Consider the following 17,793-nt stretch of genomic DNA (forward strand, 5'->3'; position numbering starts at 1 on the left):
TCCGGATGGCGGACTGCTGAAAGTCCGGTTTGGCGGCGCCGGCGGGGCCGTGCACGCTCAGTCCCAGAAGCTTCTTACCCAGCGTCCAGCCTTGGGTGACCTCCATTGCTACGAAGTAGATGAAGGTCAGCAAGCCGGTGAACAAACCGCTGATCCACACGTTGGAGGACTGGCCGATGACATACACGATGATGCCGCCGATGACCCCGACGATGAGTCCGTCAATGACGCGCGCGGCAAACCGAAGGCCGAGACCTCCCGGCCTCGGACCACCGCCGGGCGGCGGATATGACCCCGGATATCCATATTGGCCGGGTCCGGGAGGCGGCCCGGGAGGCGGCCCAGGCGGGGGCGGGGGCGGGTAGTTGCTCGTCATGGGTGTCCGCTCTCTGTGCGAAGTCGGCGATGCCTCCTCACCGTACCGAGCGGGCCGGTGCAAGGCAGGGATATCGAGCGGACTTCTGAAAGCTGAGGCCTCGCGCCCGACGCCGACAGCCGGCCCAACTGAATTCGGCGCCGGCCGCGTCCGGCGCCGCTGGAACTCTGGCGACTGCCCGGAGTAGTTTCGCTGAGGTGACGGGCGCTGCGTTGAATCTCGAGTGGGAGCAGCTCACAGCGCAGGTGCTCCGGTGCCGTTTGCCGTTCTGCGACGTCACGATCGGGCTTGTGCACGGTGGGGGTGAGGTCCTGCTCGTCGACACCGGCACAACTGTGCCCGAGGCCCAGGCGATCGCCGCGGACGTCGTTGCGCTTACCGGCTGCGAGATCGGCCACGTTCTGCTGACGCACAATCACTTCGACCATATTCTCGGCTACTCCGTGTTCGTGGGTGCGCGGACGTACTGCTCGCCTCAGGTCGTCGCGACAATGGCGACCCAGTGCCGGCACCTGCGTGCCGACGCGGTGCGCCATGGTGCCGACGTCGGCCAGGTGGACCGTGCCCTGGCAGCCTTGGCCGCGCCGCAGAATTCGGTAGCCGCGGCGGTGGTCGGACTGGGTGACGCGGAGGTGACGATCGGCCACCCCGGTCGCGGTCACACCGACCATGATCTGACGGCGGTCGTCACCAGTGCCGAACCCACAGTGGTGTTCTGCGGCGATCTGGTCGAGGAATCCGGTGAGCCGTGCATCGATGGGCACTCCGACCTTCAGGCCTGGCCCGCCACACTGGAGCGAGTTCTCGCCGCAGGCGGTGACGGGGCGGTCTTCGTCCCCGGTCACGGAGCGGTCGTCGGCGCGTCGTTCGTGCGTCGACAGGCCGAATGGCTTGGCGGGCTGCAGAACCACAGCGGTGAACAGTGATGAAACGGTCCCAGTCCCGTTCAATGCAGAGGTGACCAACGATCAGGCCCGGGCCGGCACCTTCATGGCGCTGGGAGCGATGGTGTGCGTTCAACTCGGCCTCGCGGTCGCCGTCACCTTGATCGACGACATCGGTGTCGCGGGTGTGGCATGGCTGAGGCTTGCGTGGGCGGGAATCCTGCTCCTGATCATCGTCCGTCCCCGCCGTGCGGCGTTCACCCGCAACAGTTTTCTGATGTGTGTGCTGCTCGGCGTCGTGACCGCCGCGATCACATTGTTGTTCATGGCGGCGCTGGACCGCATCCCGCTCGGAACCGCGAGCGCGCTGGAATTCCTGGGCCCGCTCGGCGTGGCAGTCGCCCGTGGCCATGGTCGTGCTCGCACCCTGTGGCCGGGCCTTGCCGCCGTGGGTGTTCTGCTGTTGACCCAGCCGTGGACCGGCGCGGTCGACTTGGTCGGGGTCGCCTACGCACTTGCTGCAGCAGTGTGTTGGGCGGTCTACATCCTGCTCACCCAGCGGGTAGGAGACGAGGTCGCGGGGATAAAAGGCCTGGCCGTGTCGATGCCCGTCGCCGGTTTGGTCGCCTCGTTCGTCGTCGGTCCGGCCGTCTTCGAGCAGCTGACCCCCGAGATCCTGCTCGTTGGGCTCGGTCTTGCCATCCTGCTGCCGGTGGTGCCGTTCGCTTTGGAACTGCTGGCTCTGCGCCGCCTCACCGCGGCAGCCTTCGGGACCTTGATGAGTCTGGAACCGGCGTTGGCGACGCTGATCGGGCTGCTGGTGCTGCACCAGATTCCCAGCGCCTGGGCCACGGTCGGCATCTTGTTCGTGGTGGCCGCCGGTGTCGGCGCGGCACGCACGGGCGGCCGGACCACGGTGCCGCTCGAGGTGGGCTGAGGGACACTCGGGTCGCCGGGGGCCGGCCGCCGAAGGACCTTTGGCCCTTTCCGCTGAGGTGGACGATGCGGGCAAGATGAGGGCCGAAGAAAGGGGCCGCCCATGAAGAAAGGACTTGCCAAGTCATGAGTACTCCCAACGGCACGGGCCCGGCATCGGGCGAATACAGCAGCGAGAACGACAACCAGCTTCAGCCCGAGGACACCCTTATCGACCGCGGTGTCGACGACGCTCTCGACGAGGGGTATTCGCCACCGGAGCGGTGGTACGGGAAGGGCGCCTCCGGCCTGCCGGAGAACATGGAGCAGCGGCTCGCTGAGGAAGATCCGGATCCCGCCTCCCGGCTCGGCGACCCGCTCGACAGTGATGAACAGCAACGCTCTGATGAAGCCGAGCGTGAATCCGAGTTCCCCAGCCGCGATGAGGTCGGACGGGCCCGAGCGGGCCGACTTGTCTCACCCGACATGGGGTTTGGCGAAGACACCGAAGCAGAGCTGGTGGCTGACGACTTCGGTATCAGCGGCGGCGCCGCCTCAGCCGAGGAGGCCGCCGTTCACATCATCGACGACGAGGAGCAATAGGCCGACCGGCACGACCATCAAGTACGGGGCGATCTTGCTCTGTTGCGCAGTGCCGGTGGCTACACCGGCCATGTGTCAGCCGCCGGTGACGGCGGCGTAGGCGGTGTCGTACTGCTGGCTCTGCTCCGCAGTGAGAGCCGGCCAGGCTTTGGACTTGTCGAGAATTGCCTGGGGCGGGTTGATCAGCGGGTTGGCGGCGGCGGCCGGATCGATCTTCGCCAGTTCCTCGGTCATCCCCGAAAGCACCGGAACGAACTGCGTGTGGGCGACCAGTTTTGCGTAGTTCGGCCGGTCGTAGACGTAGTTGATCCACGCCTCGGCGGCCTTCTGGTTCTGCGTGGTGTACGGGATCACCATCGTGTCCACGAACGTAGTCGCCCCCGAGTCGGGAACGACGAACTGGAGGTCGGGATTGTCGGCCTGCAACTGCACCACATCACCCGAATAAGCTTGTGCTACAACGATATTGCCAGCAGCGAGATCTTCGACGTAGTCATTGCCGGTGAACCTGCGGATCTGGCCCTTGTCGTTCTGTTCCCGGACCAGGTCGATCGCTTGCCGGACGCTCTCGGTGCTCGGTTTCTCGGGAGTGTTTCCCTGTCCCAGCATGATCATCCCAAGTCCGTCCTGCGCGCTGGAGAACAGGCTGACCCGGCCCTTGAACGCGGGATCCCACAGGTCGTCGATGGTGGTGACGTCGCGGCCGGTCGCCGCGCGGTTGTAGGCGATCCCGACGAGACCCGACATGTACGGTGCGCTGAACCTGCGGCCCGGATCGACGCTGGCTTCGATCAGGTCCGAACGGATGTTCTTCTTGTTGGGCACGGCCTCATCGCTGATGTCGTTGAGCCAGCCCAGTTGGTGCAGTCGCACCGCCATGAAGTTCGTCGGTACCGCCAGATCGGCCCCGATGTCCTGTTTGCGCGCCAACGGTTCCTTGACCTTGGCGAACCACTGTTCGTTGTCGTTGAGGTCTTCCTTGTAGTCGACGGTGATGCCGGATGCGGTCTGGAACGCCGCGATGAAACCATCGGCCATGTAGAGCGGCCAGTTCGAGATCCGCAGGGTGCCACTGGCGGGACCGGCGCCGCCGGTCGCGGAACTCGAGGTACCGCCGTCTGAACCGCATGCCGACAGGAATGACGAGCCCAGTGTCAGCCCGGCGGCCGCTGCCGCGCTCCCGCCGATGAAGCGTCGACGGGAGGTCCTGCCCGCGGCCAGTCGCGCGATGAGTTGAGGGTCACCGGGGGAGGAAAGTTCGGGGGACATGGCGACTGTGCCTTTCATCGGCTCCGGTGGGTAGGCGGTTGCGCGGGGGTAGCTCGGCGAGTGCGGGTCCTCCTCAGGAGCAGCCATCGGGGCCGTGTTGATAAACCTTCGCCGATCCGGCCAACCTGCGCAAGCGATTCCGCCTGGCAGGCGAACGCTGCTCAGCGCTCCGGAATCCGTGCGGGGTATCCCGGGCGTTTACCCGGCTGACCGCCTGGGGTAGGCAGAAAGCATGGCATCGGTCGATGTGCGGGTTTCCTCTGCCCTCAGCCCTGAGCGCGCGTGGGAGCTAGCCTCAGATCTGCGGCGCTTCGGCGAGTGGCTGACCATCTTCGGCGGCTGGAAGAGCGAGGTGCCCGCCGACATCAACGTTGGCACCCAGGTGTCGTCGTTGATCAAGGTAAAGGGGTTTCGTAACGTCATCGACTGGCGAGTGACCCGCTACGACGAGCTCAAGGAGATCGAACTCGTCGGGACCGGCCGGGGTGGGGTGCGGATCACGCTGACCATGAAGGTAGAGCCCGGCGATGTGGTGCCAAACGGAGTGGGGCGGCACGGCCGGGGAGGAACCAGCTTCCGCGTGATCGCCAATCTGTCCGGTGGCCTGCTCAACACCCCGATCGGCGCGTTTGTCGCCAAACTCACTCAAAGGGACGTGCGTCGTTCGGTCCGCAATCTGGCTGCATTGCAGTGATACTCAGCCCCACTCGTGGTTCATGGCGCGCGATTCGTTTCGGGCCCTAGCTGAATCCAGGGCTGCGCTGCGTCTAGGCGACAGTGCGATGAGCACCATCGCCAGGCCGGCAGTCACGGCGCCACCGAGAAAGATCGCGACGAAGCTGCTCTCCCTCGGGGTGCCAGCCAGCGTCGTCAGACTGAGCAGCCCGGCGACCAGCGCCGCGGCGATGGAGCTGCCGACCGTTCGGGCGATCGCGTTTATGCTCGTCGCGATCCCGGTCTCGTCGGCTGCCACCTCACCGACCACCAGCGTCGGCAGTGCGCCGTAGCCGAGGCTGATGTAGATGTTGGCCAGAACGCCGGCGATGATCACCTGCCACGGTGACGAGTGCGCCAAGGCAATGAACAGAAAACCGGCGATTCCGGCCAGGGCAGCAACCATCAATACCGGTCGGGCGCCGTACCGGTCGATGAAACGGCCGCTCATCAGCGCGACGACGAAACCGGCCAACGCGCCGGGCAGCAGGTAGATCACGCTGGCCTCCAGCACGGTGGCACCGAACCCGTACCCGGCCGGATCGCTGGGGTCCCGCGGGATCTGGACGAACAACGTGAGGCCGAGAAAGGCGAAGTACAGCCCCATGCCCACGAAGACGGTCGCGAGGTTGGTCAGCAACATCGTCCGCCGGGTCAGCATCCGGGTGGAGACCAGTGGCCGGGTCGCTCGACGCTCCCACCACCACCAGGCGGCCAGAACGGCGAGGCCGCCGACCGCGGTGGCCAGCGTGCGGGGCGAACTCCAGCCCCAAGAGTGGCCCTGAGTGATCGCGAGCAGGACCGTTGAGAGCCCGGCCGCCAGCCCCACCGCCCCAAGCCAGTCGATCGACCCGGTGGCGCTGCGCGGACGGTCGGGGATCACGATCACCGCGATCGTGAGGACGAGCACCGTGAAACCGGTCGTCAGCCAGAAGACGCGCTGGTAACCGGCGTCGCCACGCATCAGCAGCCCGACCACCACCAGGCCGGCGCCGCCGCCGAACCCCAACGTGCCCGACAGCACCGCCATGGCCGAGCCTATTCGGTTGGCGGGAAGTTCCTCGCGCAAGATGGCGATACTGATCGGGTACAGCGCGAACGACGCAGCCTGCAACACCCGCGCGAGGATCAGCAGTGCCAACGATGACGTGGTTGCGGCCAGCAGTGAGCCGGCCAGCACGACCGCGAGTACGACGAGCAACACCCGCTTCTTGCGGTGCAGGTCGGCCAGACGCCCGATCAACGGAGTGGCAGCGGCGGCCGCCAGGAGGTTGGCTGTCACCGCCCAGCTGACCGCAACTGTGGAGGCGCCGAGCTGGTCGGCGATCACTCCCAGCACCGGAACGACGGCGATCTGCAGCACGGCGACGGTAAGCACCACGATACTCAGACCGACGACCAGTACACCGGGCCGATTCGGCAGGGGAGGGACCTGCGCGCCGGATTGGCCGGTGCCAGTCTCGTGCACGTCCGCTCCGATCCTTAGCCTGTCTCGACTTCTTCGTGGATTATCCCGCTCGGCCGTCGCATGCGGCGCCGATCTCGTTCGTGAACACCGCGCTGATCCCCGTCTCTGGCTGCCGCGCCTTCTGGCAGATACCGTGGGTTCGTAGCGCGCCGGCGCGAAGACAGCTCACCCCGCCATACACGGTTAGGAAACCTCTGATGCGCTCGTCGACCCTCAGCAAGACCGCTGGAGCCGCATTCGTCACCGCCGCCCTCGGTGGTCTGGCCAGCAGGCCCGCCCAGTCGCGCTGGTACGAGCGGCTCAAGAAGCCGAGCTTTCAGCCACCCCGGCAGGCGTTCCCGATTGTCTGGCCCATCCTCTACACCGACATCGCCGTCGTGTCGGCATCGACGATCGATACGTTGAGCGAACGGGGCGAAGCCGAGAAAGCGCGCGCCTACACCGGCGCGCTGGCCGCCAATCTGGTGCTCAACGCCAGTTGGAGCTGGGTTTTCTTCAATCGGCGACAGTTGGGGGCCTCGGCCGTGGTCGCCGCGGCCCTGACCGTCTCCAGCGCCGACCTGGCTCGCCGGGCAGCAGCGGTGAACTCACCGGCAGGTGCCGCGCTGGCTCCGTATCCGTTGTGGTGTGCGTTCGCGACGGCACTGTCGACTCGCATCTGGCAGCTCAACCGCTGAGGTTCACCACAGCGCATAGGCGCGAACAGCACTCCGGTGACGCTCACTCACAGGCAACCGCCCACGCTGATCCGCCGCCCGAAGTTGTAGCAGACGTTGACGTTGGGTGGCGGGGGCGGTGGTGGAGGAGGCGGCGGCGCGGCGTTGTAATCCGCTGGCAGCGGCGCGTACTCGGATGGTGGTGGTACCCACGGGGCAAGAGCATCGGCGGCGTTCCCGCACGCGTTCACCGAGACGTGGCGTCCTCCTACCGACCCGCAGACGTCAGCAGCAGCCTCGGTCGGCTGCGAAAGCGCCGAGAGACCCAGAGTCACCGCACAGAGACCGACCGGCGCTAGCAAGCGAAAGAACCACACGCCAGGCATCGTACCCACCGGCGCTGCGGCGCCGTGCTGACGGAGCGGGTTGTCACCGAACACGGTCATCACTTTGCGTCGAGTCTCTGAGCGGATTCGAGAGCCTCGCGCTGTATACGGTCGAACTCAGCGCCCATCGCCTCGGCCAAAGTCCTCGCCGCCGACAGCGGCCTCACCATCACCATGAAGTCATCGATGAGGCCGTTGTCGTCCACATGCAGAAAGTCGCAACCGGTGACCTTCTTACCGGCGACCGTAGCTTCGAAAATCAGCGCGTGGTCGCGGCCGTTGGCATCGGTGATCTCGCGGATGTAGCGGAAATCGCCGAATACGCGCATGACTCCACGCAGGATCGCCGCGGTGATGGCCTTGCCCGGATAGGGCTTGAAGGCGACCGGGCTGGTGAACACGACATCGTCGGCCAGCAACGCTTCGATGGCGGCCTCGTCGCGGGCTTCGACAGCCTTACGGAAGGAATGCAACACGCACCTCTTGTCTGGTTGGGATGTCTGGTTGGGGTCTCGTTCGGGTACTCGGCCCGCCATGACGGTATCGGAGCGGGCGCGCTCATGGCGTTGCGCGACTGTCCTCTTGTGATGTTGGCGATGTCGTTGATCCGAAACCCTCACCGTCCACGCCCATGGTCTGGCACCTCGCGACGGAGACAGGTCCGATTACGGCGAATCAGCGGGCCGCCGGCGGTAGTGACTCCGAGATGGTGGATGCCATCCGAAAGTTGGCGAATTGGCTCAGACAACTTGAGCAAATTAGCTGAGACAACACAACCGTCCTTGCCATGAACTTATGTAACAATTGAGGGCGCTGCGCTGACAAACGATCGCGTGGCGTTGACGAATACAGATCCAATCCAGCGCGAGGGGAGGCTCCGACAATGCAGGGTTTCCGCTCGGCGACCGGCGTGTTGGTCCTCTCCGCTGCGCTCCTGATGGGCAGCACCGGCGGGGCGATCGCTGTGGCGGACTCGGGGAGCAGCGATTCGGCTTCGGGGTCGTCGCGCTCCAGCGCCGACAGGTCGGCCTCGAGTTCCGCCCAGGGCGGCACCTCATCGAGTTCTTCGGAGAACGACACCGCGCAAACATCGACCGCTGACGTCAGCAACGACAACGCGGAGAGCGCCGCTGCCGAGAGTGCGGCCGAGGAAAGTGCCGCCGCCGAGAGTGCGGCTGAGGAGAGCGCCGCCGCCGAGATCGCCGCCGAGATCGCCGCTGAGGAAAGTGCCGCTGAGGAAAGTGCCACTGAGGAGAGTGCGGCTGAGAAGAGCGCCGCCGCCGAGATCGCCGCCGAGGAAAGCGCCGCTGCGGAAAGTGCGACCGCGGTCGCTGCGGAAAGCACCGTTGAGGAAAGCGCCGCCGCTGCCATCAACGAGGCCTCGGTCAGCTCAGAGCAGGCCGGAGAGCAAACGATTCCCAGCGCTCTGTCGACTGCAGATGAGTCGACGGCAGACGAGTCGGCGGCGGTGGAATCAGAGGTCATCGCTCCTGCCGTGTCGTCGTCGGGCGGTTCTGATGCCGACAGCGTGGCTGCCACGTCGACCGCAGTGACTTCGGGGAGCAACGCGTCGACACCGGTTGCTGCGGGTGCGGCCGTCTCGAATTCGATTGGGCCGGCCGTTCAAGACGAGTCCGTCGGCGGCCTCGAATCCGCTGCAGCGACTGTTCAGCCGACGTTGGCCGAGGTGATCGCGACCATGTCCACGGGCATGGAAGATACCGTCAGCACGGTTGTCGTGACGTTGGGTAGCACCGTCGCCACGGTTGTCATCTCGCTGGGAAACACTGCCGCCGCGATTCCCCCGGCGATCTGGGCACTTCCTTTCTCCCCGACACCGATTTCCGACGTCATCGCGCTGTTGGATACCGTTCTGGCTTCGGTGACAGAGTCGGCGACCGCCGTCCTGAATTCGGTGACAGAATCGGCGACCGCCGTCCTGCGCTTCTCCGGGGAAGTCGCCGCACTGTTCAGCACGGGCACGATCGGCACCGGTGCGGTGCTGATCGGTGAGTCCGGCGGTCACCGGGTCGATGTGGTCCCCGCCGGCAGCATGCCGTCGGCGACTTCAGACGCACCCCTGCCATTCTTGGGACTGGTACCCCAGCAGTCGGCCGAGTTTGTCGTCGACCGAGTTTCCGGATTCGCGGCCTTCACCCCGACCGCACTGGCCACCGCCTTCAGAGCGCCACTGATGGCTGCTCCCGCGTCGTTACCTGCTGGGGCCGGTGAGTACCAATCGATCTTCGATCGGACCTTTGGTGCACTACTGGTGCCACTGTCGCTGTGGGCATTGGCCACTGGCGCTCTTCCGGGGCTCGTCGGACTGCTTGTCGTCTTCGGCGCCGGCGCGCGTGTTGGATACCGTCAGGCCAAAGCCGGTTTTGCGCTGAGGATGGTCGGGATTGCGCGCTTTGCGGGCTCGGGGCCGTTGGGTGTGGTTCGATCAGGCTCGTTTGTCGAGCCTCATCAGCGGGGTCTGGGGGCTGGCCACCAGCGCTCGCCGCATTGGTACCGGCTCGGCGATCAGGCGGCTTGAGCGGTCGGTTTCCGGCTCAGCCATCACGAAACGATCTAGTGGTTTAGCTTCTGCGGGTTAACTGGGTGCCCAGGCCGCGAGCACGCGCAGGACACAATCTTGACAAATGTCGTGAATCCGACCAGAACCCATGGCACAGTCTGCGGGGGTTCGTCGATTCGCAGGAGGCCTCATGGCGGTTCCATCAATGCTGCATCGGTTTGCAGCTGAATTCTTCGGCACGTTCTGGCTGGTGCTCGGTGGGTGTGGGAGCGCGGTTTTCGCGGCCTCTTTCGTATCCGCGGATGCCATTTCGCTGGGCATCGGTTTTCTCGGCGTAGCCCTGGCCTTCGGCCTCACCGTGCTCACCGCTGTGTATGCGTTCGGCAACGTATCCGGCGGGCATTTCAACCCTGCGGTGACTCTCGGAGCGGCCATTGCCGGCCGGGTTGAGTGGCGGGCACTGGTGCCGTACTGGGCCGCGCAGGTGCTCGGCGGACTCTTGGGTGGCCTGACCATATTTGTGATCGCGAAGGGCCGGCCGGGCTTTGATGCCGTGGGCAACATGGCAGCCAACGGCTTTGGAGAGCATTCTCCGGCCGGCTTCTCGCTGTGGTCGGTGATCGTCGCCGAGGTGGTACTGACCGCAGTGTTCCTGTGGGTCATTCTCGGCGCCACCGAGGACCGCGCGCCGAAAGGATTTGCGGGTTTGGCCATCGGTTTGTGCCTGACGCTTATCCACCTGGTCAGCATTCCGATCTCGAACACCTCGGTGAACCCGGCCCGCTCCACCGGCGTCGCCTTCTTCAACGCAGCCGGTGCGCCCGGTCAGTTGTGGGTTTTCTGGCTCGCTCCGCTGATCGGTGCAGCGATCGCCGGGTTGCTCTACCCGCTGGTTTTCGGGCGTCGGGAGGCCCTCGCCGAGCGTCCGGTTCGCGAAGACGTTCTCGACAAGCCCTAGGACTTCGATTTCGAGGACTTGCCTTTGGGCGGTTTGCTCTCCGGTGGGGCATCTGCATCGCCGCGAGTTGCGAACCGTCCGAGAGTAGACACGCCTGGAACCGACGAAGCCACCCGGTAGAGATCGTTTCCCGTCGCGACCAGCGCCTCCAGCTGGGGCAGCAGCGCATCCATGGTCCGGATCATCGGATCGGCGAGGGCAAGGTAGCGCTCGGCTCGGTCGATCGCTGTGTTGAGCCGCTCGGTGGCAGACGCCAGGTTCTCGATGAGATCCGGCATTTCAGCTGCGAGATGGATCGACGCGGGTGGGATGCGCATGGCGCTTGTCGCGACGAGTTGCGCCGTCTCGGCGGCCGACTGCGCCGCGGCTTTAATGTCCTTAGGGCCCGGGACCTTTTGGCTCACCATGTCATTAACCATGCCGCACGTCGGCTGTCCGTGCAATTAGCCGGAGATTCACCGGGCGGGATCTGCGCCTTCGGACAGGGTAATCGCAGTTCAGCGGGCTGCGCGCAGCGTGATGTCTGAGATGCTTGTGCGACTCTGCCCATCGGTTGTGCCCAGCTTGGCGATCCACACCAGGACGTTGGATGTCTTTGTCCGGTTGTCGACGGTGATGGTGTTTCGCCCGGGCTGCAGGGGCACCGGGGGAGTCAACTCGGTGGTGTCGGACAGGCTGGCCGGCGACGGACTGTCCGACGCACGGATTTGCACCTCGGTGCCGGTGCTGGGCAGGGCGATGCTCACCTCGCTCAGCGCAGTCGGCTCCGGCAACTGCAGGACCAGACCGACGCCTTCCTTGAAGGTGGGAAACGGCGTGGCGTCGGTGTAGGTGTCGGTGTGCCATGACGTGTCTGGATCGCCGTCGATTGCGAGATCCGCCTGCGCCGGATGGTCGGCTGAGCCACCGGGGGAGAACACCGTCGCCTGCTCTGGCATCACGACAGGCCCCGGGCGGTTACCCGACCACAGCCCGAACCCTCCGGTGAGGAAGATCGCGGAAGCGGCGATCAGCCCCGCGACTGCGACCAGGGCGATCATCACCGTCTTTCGCGACTGCCAAACCGGGGTCTTGCCCGGCTTGACCTTGAACGACGAGGTCGACGCGGCGCGGTGGCGAGTCTTGGGGGGCCGACGAGTCCCAGCGGAGTGGTTGACCACTGATTCGGCGAACAGGGTGCGGTCGTCCCAGAAGCCGTCGACCTCCACCACGTCCCCGTCGGAGAGTTGGCCGGTGATGGAGCTGCCGCGTAGCTGCACCGGGACAACGGTGTGCGCTTTACCAGTGGAGTCGTATCGCTCCACGCGGAGGGACCACACCTCCTCGTCGTTACCGGGTCCGGCCGGCTGCTTCTGGACCGCACGTGCGGTGCCGAGCACCGTCATCTTGTCCAAGCGCCTGGTGCTCGGTGGCGGGCTGGGACTGCGATCCCCGGCCGTGCTGGAGGGACGATCCTCGGTCGTGCTGAAGGGAGCGGTCTGCCTGCCGGTAACGGGCTGACCAGCATCGGACACGGGAGCATCGGACACAGCGGCATCGGACACGGGAGCATCGGACACGGGAGCATCGGACACTGCGGCATCGGACACTGCGGCATCGGACACTGCGGCCTGTGCATCGACCGCGGGCGCGGTCTCGTTGCTGGCCGTTATATCCGGACTCGTGGCAAGGGCCCGGGCGAAGTCGATGCAACGGGGGTACCGATTCTCGGGGTCTTTGGCCAGAGCTTTGGCCATCACGGCGTCGAGGTGGGCGAGGTCGGGCCGGCGCTCGGAAAGCCTGGGTGCTGGGGTGTGGAGATGGTTGCCGACTACGACTGCTCTATTGGAGTTGTTGAACAGCGGAACACCGGTCAGTAGGTGAAAAGTTGTCGCTGCCAGCGCGTATTGATCAGCCCGGCCGTCGAGCGACTTGCCTGTCAGCTGCTCTGGTGCGGCGTAGGTAACGGTGCCGATCGCCATGTTCGCCTCGGTCAGGCCGCTCATGTCATCGGCATCACGGGCGATACCGAAATCGGTCAGCAGCACCCGGCGTCGAGTGCCTTCCGAGGGGGCTGTGACAAGGATGTTCGCCGGCTTGACGTCTCGGTGCAGCAGACGTCGTTCATGGGCGAAGTCCAGGGCCTCCGCGACCGCCGTCACGATCTCGATGACGTCGTCAAGGGGCATCCCCGACGGGTAGCGCTGCTCGAGCAGGTGGCCGGCGTCGGTGCCGTCCACGAAGTCCATCGAGATCCACAGACGGCCGTCGAACTCGCCCCGGTCGTGCACACCCACGAGGTGTGGATGCCACAGAGTCGCTGCGAGCTCAGCCTCGCGGATGAACCTCGCCCGGAATTCCTCGTCATCTGTAGCGTCCGCGGACAGGATTTTGAGCGCATCCAGACGGGGTAGCCGGGGATGTTGGACAAGATAAACCTCACCCATCCCACCGGCGCCGAGGAGCCGCTGAATGGTGTAACCGGCGAAAATGTCACCGTCGTTGAGCGGCATGATCAGAAGCCTACAAAACGGACGGAACGCGAGGCTTGATTACCGGAGCAAGGTGGCTGCGTCGGCACCAAATCGAGATGCCGCGACCGGCCCCGCCCTCGTTAATCTCTGGCCTCGTTAATCTTTAGCCTCATCAAGCTTGCCGGCTACCCCTACTGGGTGGGGAACGGGTGCCCAACCGTCGGCGCCGCAACTGGCCGGGCGTTGCCGGTGCGCGGCTTCACCGCTGCCGGGTTCTATGATGGGGACTTCGGTTATCGGTGGGGGCTGCATTTTCGGTGTGGGCTTCATACGTGTGGTGGAGGTGACAACGTTGGCGGTTGGGTTCCCCGACACGGCAACGCTTGAGGAGGCGTTGGGGGTTGCTTCTCACGCGCCCTCGGTCCAGAATTCGCAGCCCTGGCGTTGGCAGGTCGGTCGTGACGGAGTGCGTCTCTACGCTGATTGGAGTCGTCAACTCGATGATTCCGACTCCGGACGGCGCGATGTCCTTCTCAGCTGTGGAGCGGTACTGGATCATTGCGTCACGGCTCTGGCCGCAGCCGGCTGGCGCCCTCGGGTGCGCCGCCTCCCCGATCCTGACGACGCCAGTCAGTTGGCGTGGATCGAAGTGGTGGAACTGCCCGCGCGTCGAGACGACATCGAATTAGCCGCCGCTATCACGCGACGCAGGACCGACCGCCGCCGATACGATGCGCGCGCGATTCCCGCCGGCACACTCGAGTATTTCCATATCCGGGCGGCGCGATCTCAGGTGACGCTGGGAGTGGTTCCCAAGATCCGATGGACCCGACTCGACGAAGGCGATGTCGTGTTGCGCTACGGCGGGGGAGTCAGCAGTGCAGACCGACCACACGCAGACCGACCACACGCCGACGATGCCGCGATGGTGGTGCTGGCCACCGATGCCGATACCGATCTGATGCGAATACGGGCCGGCGAGACGCTGAGCCGAATAGTCTTGTCGGCCACCGAGATGGGTCTGGCGACCTGCCCACTGACGGAACCGTTGACGGAAACCCGTGATCGTCTGGCACTGGCTTGCGAGGTATTCGATGGCGAGGCGTACCCGCAACTGCTGATCCGGGTGGGTTGGGCGGCTGGCAACGGTGACCAGCTTGCGCCCGGCGAGCGACGCTCACTGGGCGAGATCACCACCTGGGACGGGCCGACTCAACGTTAGGAGAACCGTTCGAGGCGGCCGGCCATTCCGCGCAGTGTTTGGCGGGATACTTGTTGAAATCCAGCAGCGCATCGTCGACGATCCTTGGCGACCGCCTACGCCCTACGAGCAAGGGGACCGCGTATGACAGTCGTCGCCATCTATCTCGTCATCACCTTCGGTCTCGGCGGCCTGGCCATGGCGGTCCGACTGCCCCCTCTGGTGGGTTTCCTGGCCGCGGGATTCGTCATCAACGCACTCGGCGTCGAGGAACTGCCGCAACTGGAGACGATGGCCGACCTCGGCGTCACCTTGTTGCTCTTCGCAATTGGTCTCAAGCTCGACGTTCGCATACTGCTGCGTCGCGAGGTGTGGTTGACCACCTCTGCGCACATGGTGATCAGCGTGATCCTCGGAAGCGTCGTCCTGTGGTTGGCCGCTGTGGCCGGGGTGGCAATGCTCGCGGGTCAGGGCATGCAAACGATCGCACTGCTCGCCTTCGCCCTGTCGTTCTCCAGCACGGTGTTCGTGGTCAAGGTGCTCGAGGAGCGAGGCGAATCGCACGCACTCTACGGCCGGGTCGCCATCGGCATTCTGGTGATGCAGGACATCATCGCCGTGGTCTTCCTGACCGCCACCGGAGGTCACCTGCCCAGCCCGTGGGCGCTGGCGCTGGTGGGCTTATGGCCGCTGACGCGGGTGCTGCGCAAGATCTGGACCCGGCTCGGACACGGCGAGATGCAGTCGCTGTTCGGCATCGTGATGGCACTCGTGCCCGGGTACGCGTTGTTCTCGGCGCTGGGGCTCAAGGGTGACCTAGGGGCGTTGATCATCGGTGTCCTGCTGGCATCGCACCCGGCTTCCTCGGAGCTCGCGCGATCGCTGTTCCACATCAAGGAGCTGCTGCTGGTGGGCTTCTTCGTGTCGATTGGGCTCACCGGATTGCCGGATCTGCCCACCATCGGCGTGGCATTGCTGATGCTTCTGCTGCTGCCCTTCAAGGCGACCCTGTACGTGGTGTTCCTGTCCCGCCTGAAGTTGCGGTATCGCACGGCGTTGCTGGCCGGGCTGAGTCTGATGAACTACTCGGAATTCGGCTTGATCGTGGTGTCCGTCGGTGTCTCAGCCGGGCTGCTGGGCCAGGCCTGGCTGGTCGAGATGTCGATCGCCGTGGCCCTGAGCTTCGTCGTCTCGGCACTGGTCAACGGTCGCGGGCACCTGATGGTGGAGAAGATCGCCGAGCGGCTTCCCGCCCAGGACGAACACTCCCTGCACCCCGAGGAACGTCCCGGCGACGCCGGCGATGCCGAGGTTGTGGTGATCGGAATGGGCCGAGTGGGATTCGCCGCCTACCAGCGACTGACCGATCACTATGGATTCCGGGTGGTCGGAGTCGACTACGACGGCCCACGGATCGGGCGACTCGCGGCCGAGGGTCTGCGGGTCATCGAAGGTGACGCCACCGACCTGTACTTCTGGAACCAGATGCGCCGCTCGGGGTCGGTGCGCATCGCCGTTCTGGCCATGCCGCGTCACGGCGCCAACGTCACCGCGCTGGAATGCCTGCGTGAGTCGGGGTTCAGCGGAAAGGTCGCTGCCGTGGCCCGATACGAAGACGAAGTCCAGTGGGCCAAGGACCACGGTGTGGGCATCGCCTTCAACGTCTACGCGGGTGCGGGGTTGGAGTTGGCCGACCAGGTGGCAGACGGTAGGACACCACGCTCCGTCGAGGCCGAGGAGGGGCCCACCGCCAAGTCGTAGCCACGTCGTAGCCAAGTCGCCCGGACACCCGGGCCGGATTCGCCGGCACCACAGTGGTCGCGTCCCAGCAGCGGCGTCCGAGGCTGGCTGAATCGCGTTCAGTCTGCGCTGTCCTTGGGAGGTTCAGGCGCCGGAGGCGGCTTGTCCAGCCACGCTCGCAGACGGACCAATTGGCTGGCCACCAATCCGGCGCCGACCAACGCCATGACGAGGGCAACGACGACGCCCGCCGTCATAGCTGAACCGCCCGTCTGGCTGTTGGCATCAGTGGTTGCCCGCGCCGCTTCGGAAATGCCTCGCTACCAGCGTCCGGCTTCGATATCGACGCTGAAACCGTACAGGTCGAGGCTGTGGGGGAGCGGCTTGGTCGAATCCAATTGCGTTCCCGAGACTACGGGTGTCCCGGTATCGAGGAGGTGCGCCAGCACGGTCTGGCCTAGGAGCATCGACAGGCCGATGCCCGGACAGACCTGCGGCCCGTGACTGAAGAAGTTGTACGACCAGTCGCTTCCGGCATCGCCGCTGGCCCACTCGCCTGGAGAGAACCGGTCCGCATACGAGATGCGGTCGCGATTGCGATGGTTGAACACGTTATAGATGAGTACCTGACCACCTGCGGGAAGCACCGCCCCGTTGGGGAACTCGACATCACGGGTGGTCACCCGGCCGAACATCGCGGTGGCCGGCCAGAGGCGCATTGCTTCGAACAGGCAGCCAGCGAGGTAGTCGAGCGACACGATGCCCGCCGCCGACATGATGTCCCGGTTGGCCATCTCCACGCCCACCTCATGGCGTTGCTCGCCATGGGTGGCAAGCGCGCCAAGAGCGCGGAACACGTTGGCCGCCAACGTGTCACCCATGGCAAACAGCCAGTGAATCACCTGACCAGAGGGTGTCACATCGGGCGCGGTGGGGGCCTGCGGGATCAGCGAGGCAAGGCTGTTGGGTTCTGGGGCGTCCAGGTATCCGTCGATCATGGCGATGAACTCGTCGTACTGCGGCGCGGGTTCACCGGGCATCTTGTTGCCGACCGACATCATCTCGCCCAATATCTCGGTGAGGCGAGTGTCGTCGGCGGCCCTGTCGCCGAAGATGACCCGGCGAGTCATCCGCTGAAAAGCAGCATTGAAGTTCTGCCACCGAATCGTTTCCGCAGCAAGCTCCCTGGCGGTTTCCGCGGCGACGTCGACGAAGGCTTGGGCCAGCCGATGCATCGGTTTGTCGCTATCGAGCACCGCCACGGCGAACCGCCGCCTGTCCTCCCATGCCTGACCCCGTGAAATCGTTAGGGCATCAGGCTGAAATGCGGCCATCCCTTTGCGTTTGGGCTCCAGATCGGAGGCGAACGGGTCCGGAGAACCGCTCAGGACGAACTCCAAGTCCGCCGGATCGTGGAGCAGCAGCGCTTCATCGCGGGCGACCCGAACGTAGAAAGGCCCCGGACCATAGCTGCGCACCATTCCTTCCACTAGGCGGTATCCGAGGTAATCGGCACCGACGGTGGAAGCGATCCTGGTGGGCAGTTCCCGCTTGTTGAACAGCCCCAGGATGACGTTGGGCGCACCGATCTGCGCAGTGAATCGAATGCCTTCCAGAACGGACGCGTGCGGGAAGTCGTCAGTCACGAT

Annotated in this window: 18 protein-coding genes; 9 read left to right on the forward strand and 9 right to left on the reverse strand. The window is 65.3% G+C overall.

From position 1 onward, the window contains the following. A partial coding sequence (locus ACPGXI_RS14185) for an RDD family protein (RefSeq protein WP_526653952.1) occupies nt 1–376 on the reverse strand: 376 nt, incomplete at its 3' end. Between the two features lie 212 nt (nt 377–588). Between ACPGXI_RS14185 and ACPGXI_RS14190 the strand changes: the two genes are divergently transcribed. The 3 genes from ACPGXI_RS14190 (at nt 589) to ACPGXI_RS14200 (ending at nt 2,778) form a co-directional block, all read left to right on the forward strand. Beyond that, entirely contained in the window at nt 589–1,302 is a 714-nt protein-coding gene (locus ACPGXI_RS14190; RefSeq protein ID WP_526653993.1) for an MBL fold metallo-hydrolase, read from the forward strand. A 64-nt stretch (nt 1,303–1,366) separates the two neighbouring features. Continuing rightward, nucleotides 1,367–2,197 carry an EamA family transporter gene (locus tag ACPGXI_RS14195; RefSeq protein ID WP_526653995.1) on the forward strand — a complete coding sequence of 277 codons (831 nt, stop codon included), beginning with the start codon at nt 1,367–1,369 and terminating at the stop codon, nt 2,195–2,197. 125 nt (nt 2,198–2,322) lie between these two features. Then, on the forward strand, nt 2,323–2,778 hold the full coding sequence (locus ACPGXI_RS14200) for a DUF5709 domain-containing protein (protein ID WP_526653954.1): 456 nt from the start codon (nt 2,323–2,325) through the stop codon (nt 2,776–2,778). A 75-nt stretch (nt 2,779–2,853) separates the two neighbouring features. On the opposite strand, the gene ACPGXI_RS14205 is transcribed toward ACPGXI_RS14200, so the two are convergent. Continuing rightward, nucleotides 2,854–4,047 (reverse strand): polyamine ABC transporter substrate-binding protein, encoded by a 1,194-nt coding sequence (locus tag ACPGXI_RS14205; protein ID WP_526653997.1) that lies wholly within the window; start codon nt 4,045–4,047, stop codon nt 2,854–2,856. Nucleotides 4,048–4,279: 232 nt separating this feature from the next. On the opposite strand from ACPGXI_RS14205, the gene ACPGXI_RS14210 reads away from it, so the two are divergent. Beyond that, nucleotides 4,280–4,741: a type II toxin-antitoxin system Rv0910 family toxin gene (locus ACPGXI_RS14210; RefSeq protein ID WP_526653956.1), complete on the forward strand. Its 462-nt coding sequence runs from the start codon at nt 4,280–4,282 to the stop codon at nt 4,739–4,741. A 3-nt stretch (nt 4,742–4,744) separates the two neighbouring features. On the opposite strand, the gene ACPGXI_RS14215 is transcribed toward ACPGXI_RS14210, so the two are convergent. Next, nucleotides 4,745–6,229 (reverse strand): MFS transporter, encoded by a 1,485-nt coding sequence (locus tag ACPGXI_RS14215; protein WP_526653958.1) that lies wholly within the window; start codon nt 6,227–6,229, stop codon nt 4,745–4,747. Between the two features lie 197 nt (nt 6,230–6,426). On the opposite strand from ACPGXI_RS14215, the gene ACPGXI_RS14220 reads away from it, so the two are divergent. Continuing rightward, complete coding sequence (locus tag ACPGXI_RS14220; protein ID WP_526653960.1) at nt 6,427–6,906, forward strand: TspO/MBR family protein; 480 nt, start codon at nt 6,427–6,429, stop codon at nt 6,904–6,906. Between the two features lie 47 nt (nt 6,907–6,953). Here ACPGXI_RS14220 and ACPGXI_RS14225 read toward each other — a convergent pair whose 3' ends face one another. Beyond that, complete coding sequence (locus ACPGXI_RS14225; RefSeq protein WP_526653999.1) at nt 6,954–7,271, reverse strand: hypothetical protein; 318 nt, start codon at nt 7,269–7,271, stop codon at nt 6,954–6,956. A 59-nt stretch (nt 7,272–7,330) separates the two neighbouring features. Then, nucleotides 7,331–7,744: a nuclear transport factor 2 family protein gene (locus tag ACPGXI_RS14230; RefSeq protein WP_526654001.1), complete on the reverse strand. Its 414-nt coding sequence runs from the start codon at nt 7,742–7,744 to the stop codon at nt 7,331–7,333. 410 nt (nt 7,745–8,154) lie between these two features. On the opposite strand from ACPGXI_RS14230, the gene ACPGXI_RS14235 reads away from it, so the two are divergent. Continuing rightward, nucleotides 8,155–9,810: a hypothetical protein gene (locus ACPGXI_RS14235; RefSeq protein ID WP_526653962.1), complete on the forward strand. Its 1,656-nt coding sequence runs from the start codon at nt 8,155–8,157 to the stop codon at nt 9,808–9,810. 172 nt (nt 9,811–9,982) lie between these two features. Continuing rightward, on the forward strand, nt 9,983–10,750 hold the full coding sequence (gene aqpZ, locus ACPGXI_RS14240) for an aquaporin Z (protein WP_526653964.1): 768 nt from the start codon (nt 9,983–9,985) through the stop codon (nt 10,748–10,750). Here aqpZ and ACPGXI_RS14245 read toward each other — a convergent pair. Together ACPGXI_RS14245 and ACPGXI_RS14250 are read right to left on the reverse strand one after the other, a co-directional pair. Continuing rightward, entirely contained in the window at nt 10,747–11,157 is a 411-nt protein-coding gene (locus tag ACPGXI_RS14245; protein WP_526653966.1) for a hypothetical protein, read from the reverse strand. The genes aqpZ and ACPGXI_RS14245 overlap by 4 nt on opposite strands. 90 nt (nt 11,158–11,247) lie before the next feature. Then, the gene (locus tag ACPGXI_RS14250) at nt 11,248–13,242 is read right to left on the reverse strand and encodes a serine/threonine-protein kinase (RefSeq protein ID WP_526653968.1); all 1,995 of its coding nucleotides are present in this window, start codon (nt 13,240–13,242) and stop codon (nt 11,248–11,250) included. Nucleotides 13,243–13,522: 280 nt separating this feature from the next. Between ACPGXI_RS14250 and ACPGXI_RS14255 the strand changes: the two genes are divergently transcribed. Next, complete coding sequence (locus tag ACPGXI_RS14255) at nt 13,523–14,425, forward strand: nitroreductase family protein (protein WP_526653970.1); 903 nt, start codon at nt 13,523–13,525, stop codon at nt 14,423–14,425. A gap of 123 nt (nt 14,426–14,548) precedes the next feature. Then, on the forward strand, nt 14,549–16,165 hold the full coding sequence (locus tag ACPGXI_RS14260) for a cation:proton antiporter domain-containing protein (protein ID WP_526653972.1): 1,617 nt from the start codon (nt 14,549–14,551) through the stop codon (nt 16,163–16,165). Nucleotides 16,166–16,263: 98 nt separating this feature from the next. Here ACPGXI_RS14260 and ACPGXI_RS14265 read toward each other — a convergent pair whose 3' ends face one another. Beyond that, entirely contained in the window at nt 16,264–16,401 is a 138-nt protein-coding gene (locus tag ACPGXI_RS14265) for a hypothetical protein (protein WP_526653974.1), read from the reverse strand. 63 nt (nt 16,402–16,464) lie between these two features. Continuing rightward, entirely contained in the window at nt 16,465–17,790 is a 1,326-nt protein-coding gene (locus tag ACPGXI_RS14270; protein ID WP_526653976.1) for a cytochrome P450, read from the reverse strand. Between the last annotated feature and the right edge of the window lie 3 nt (nt 17,791–17,793).

Origin of the sequence: Mycobacterium sp. (assembly GCF_049608025.1) — a bacterium.
Classification (GTDB): domain Bacteria; phylum Actinomycetota; class Actinomycetes; order Mycobacteriales; family Mycobacteriaceae; genus Mycobacterium.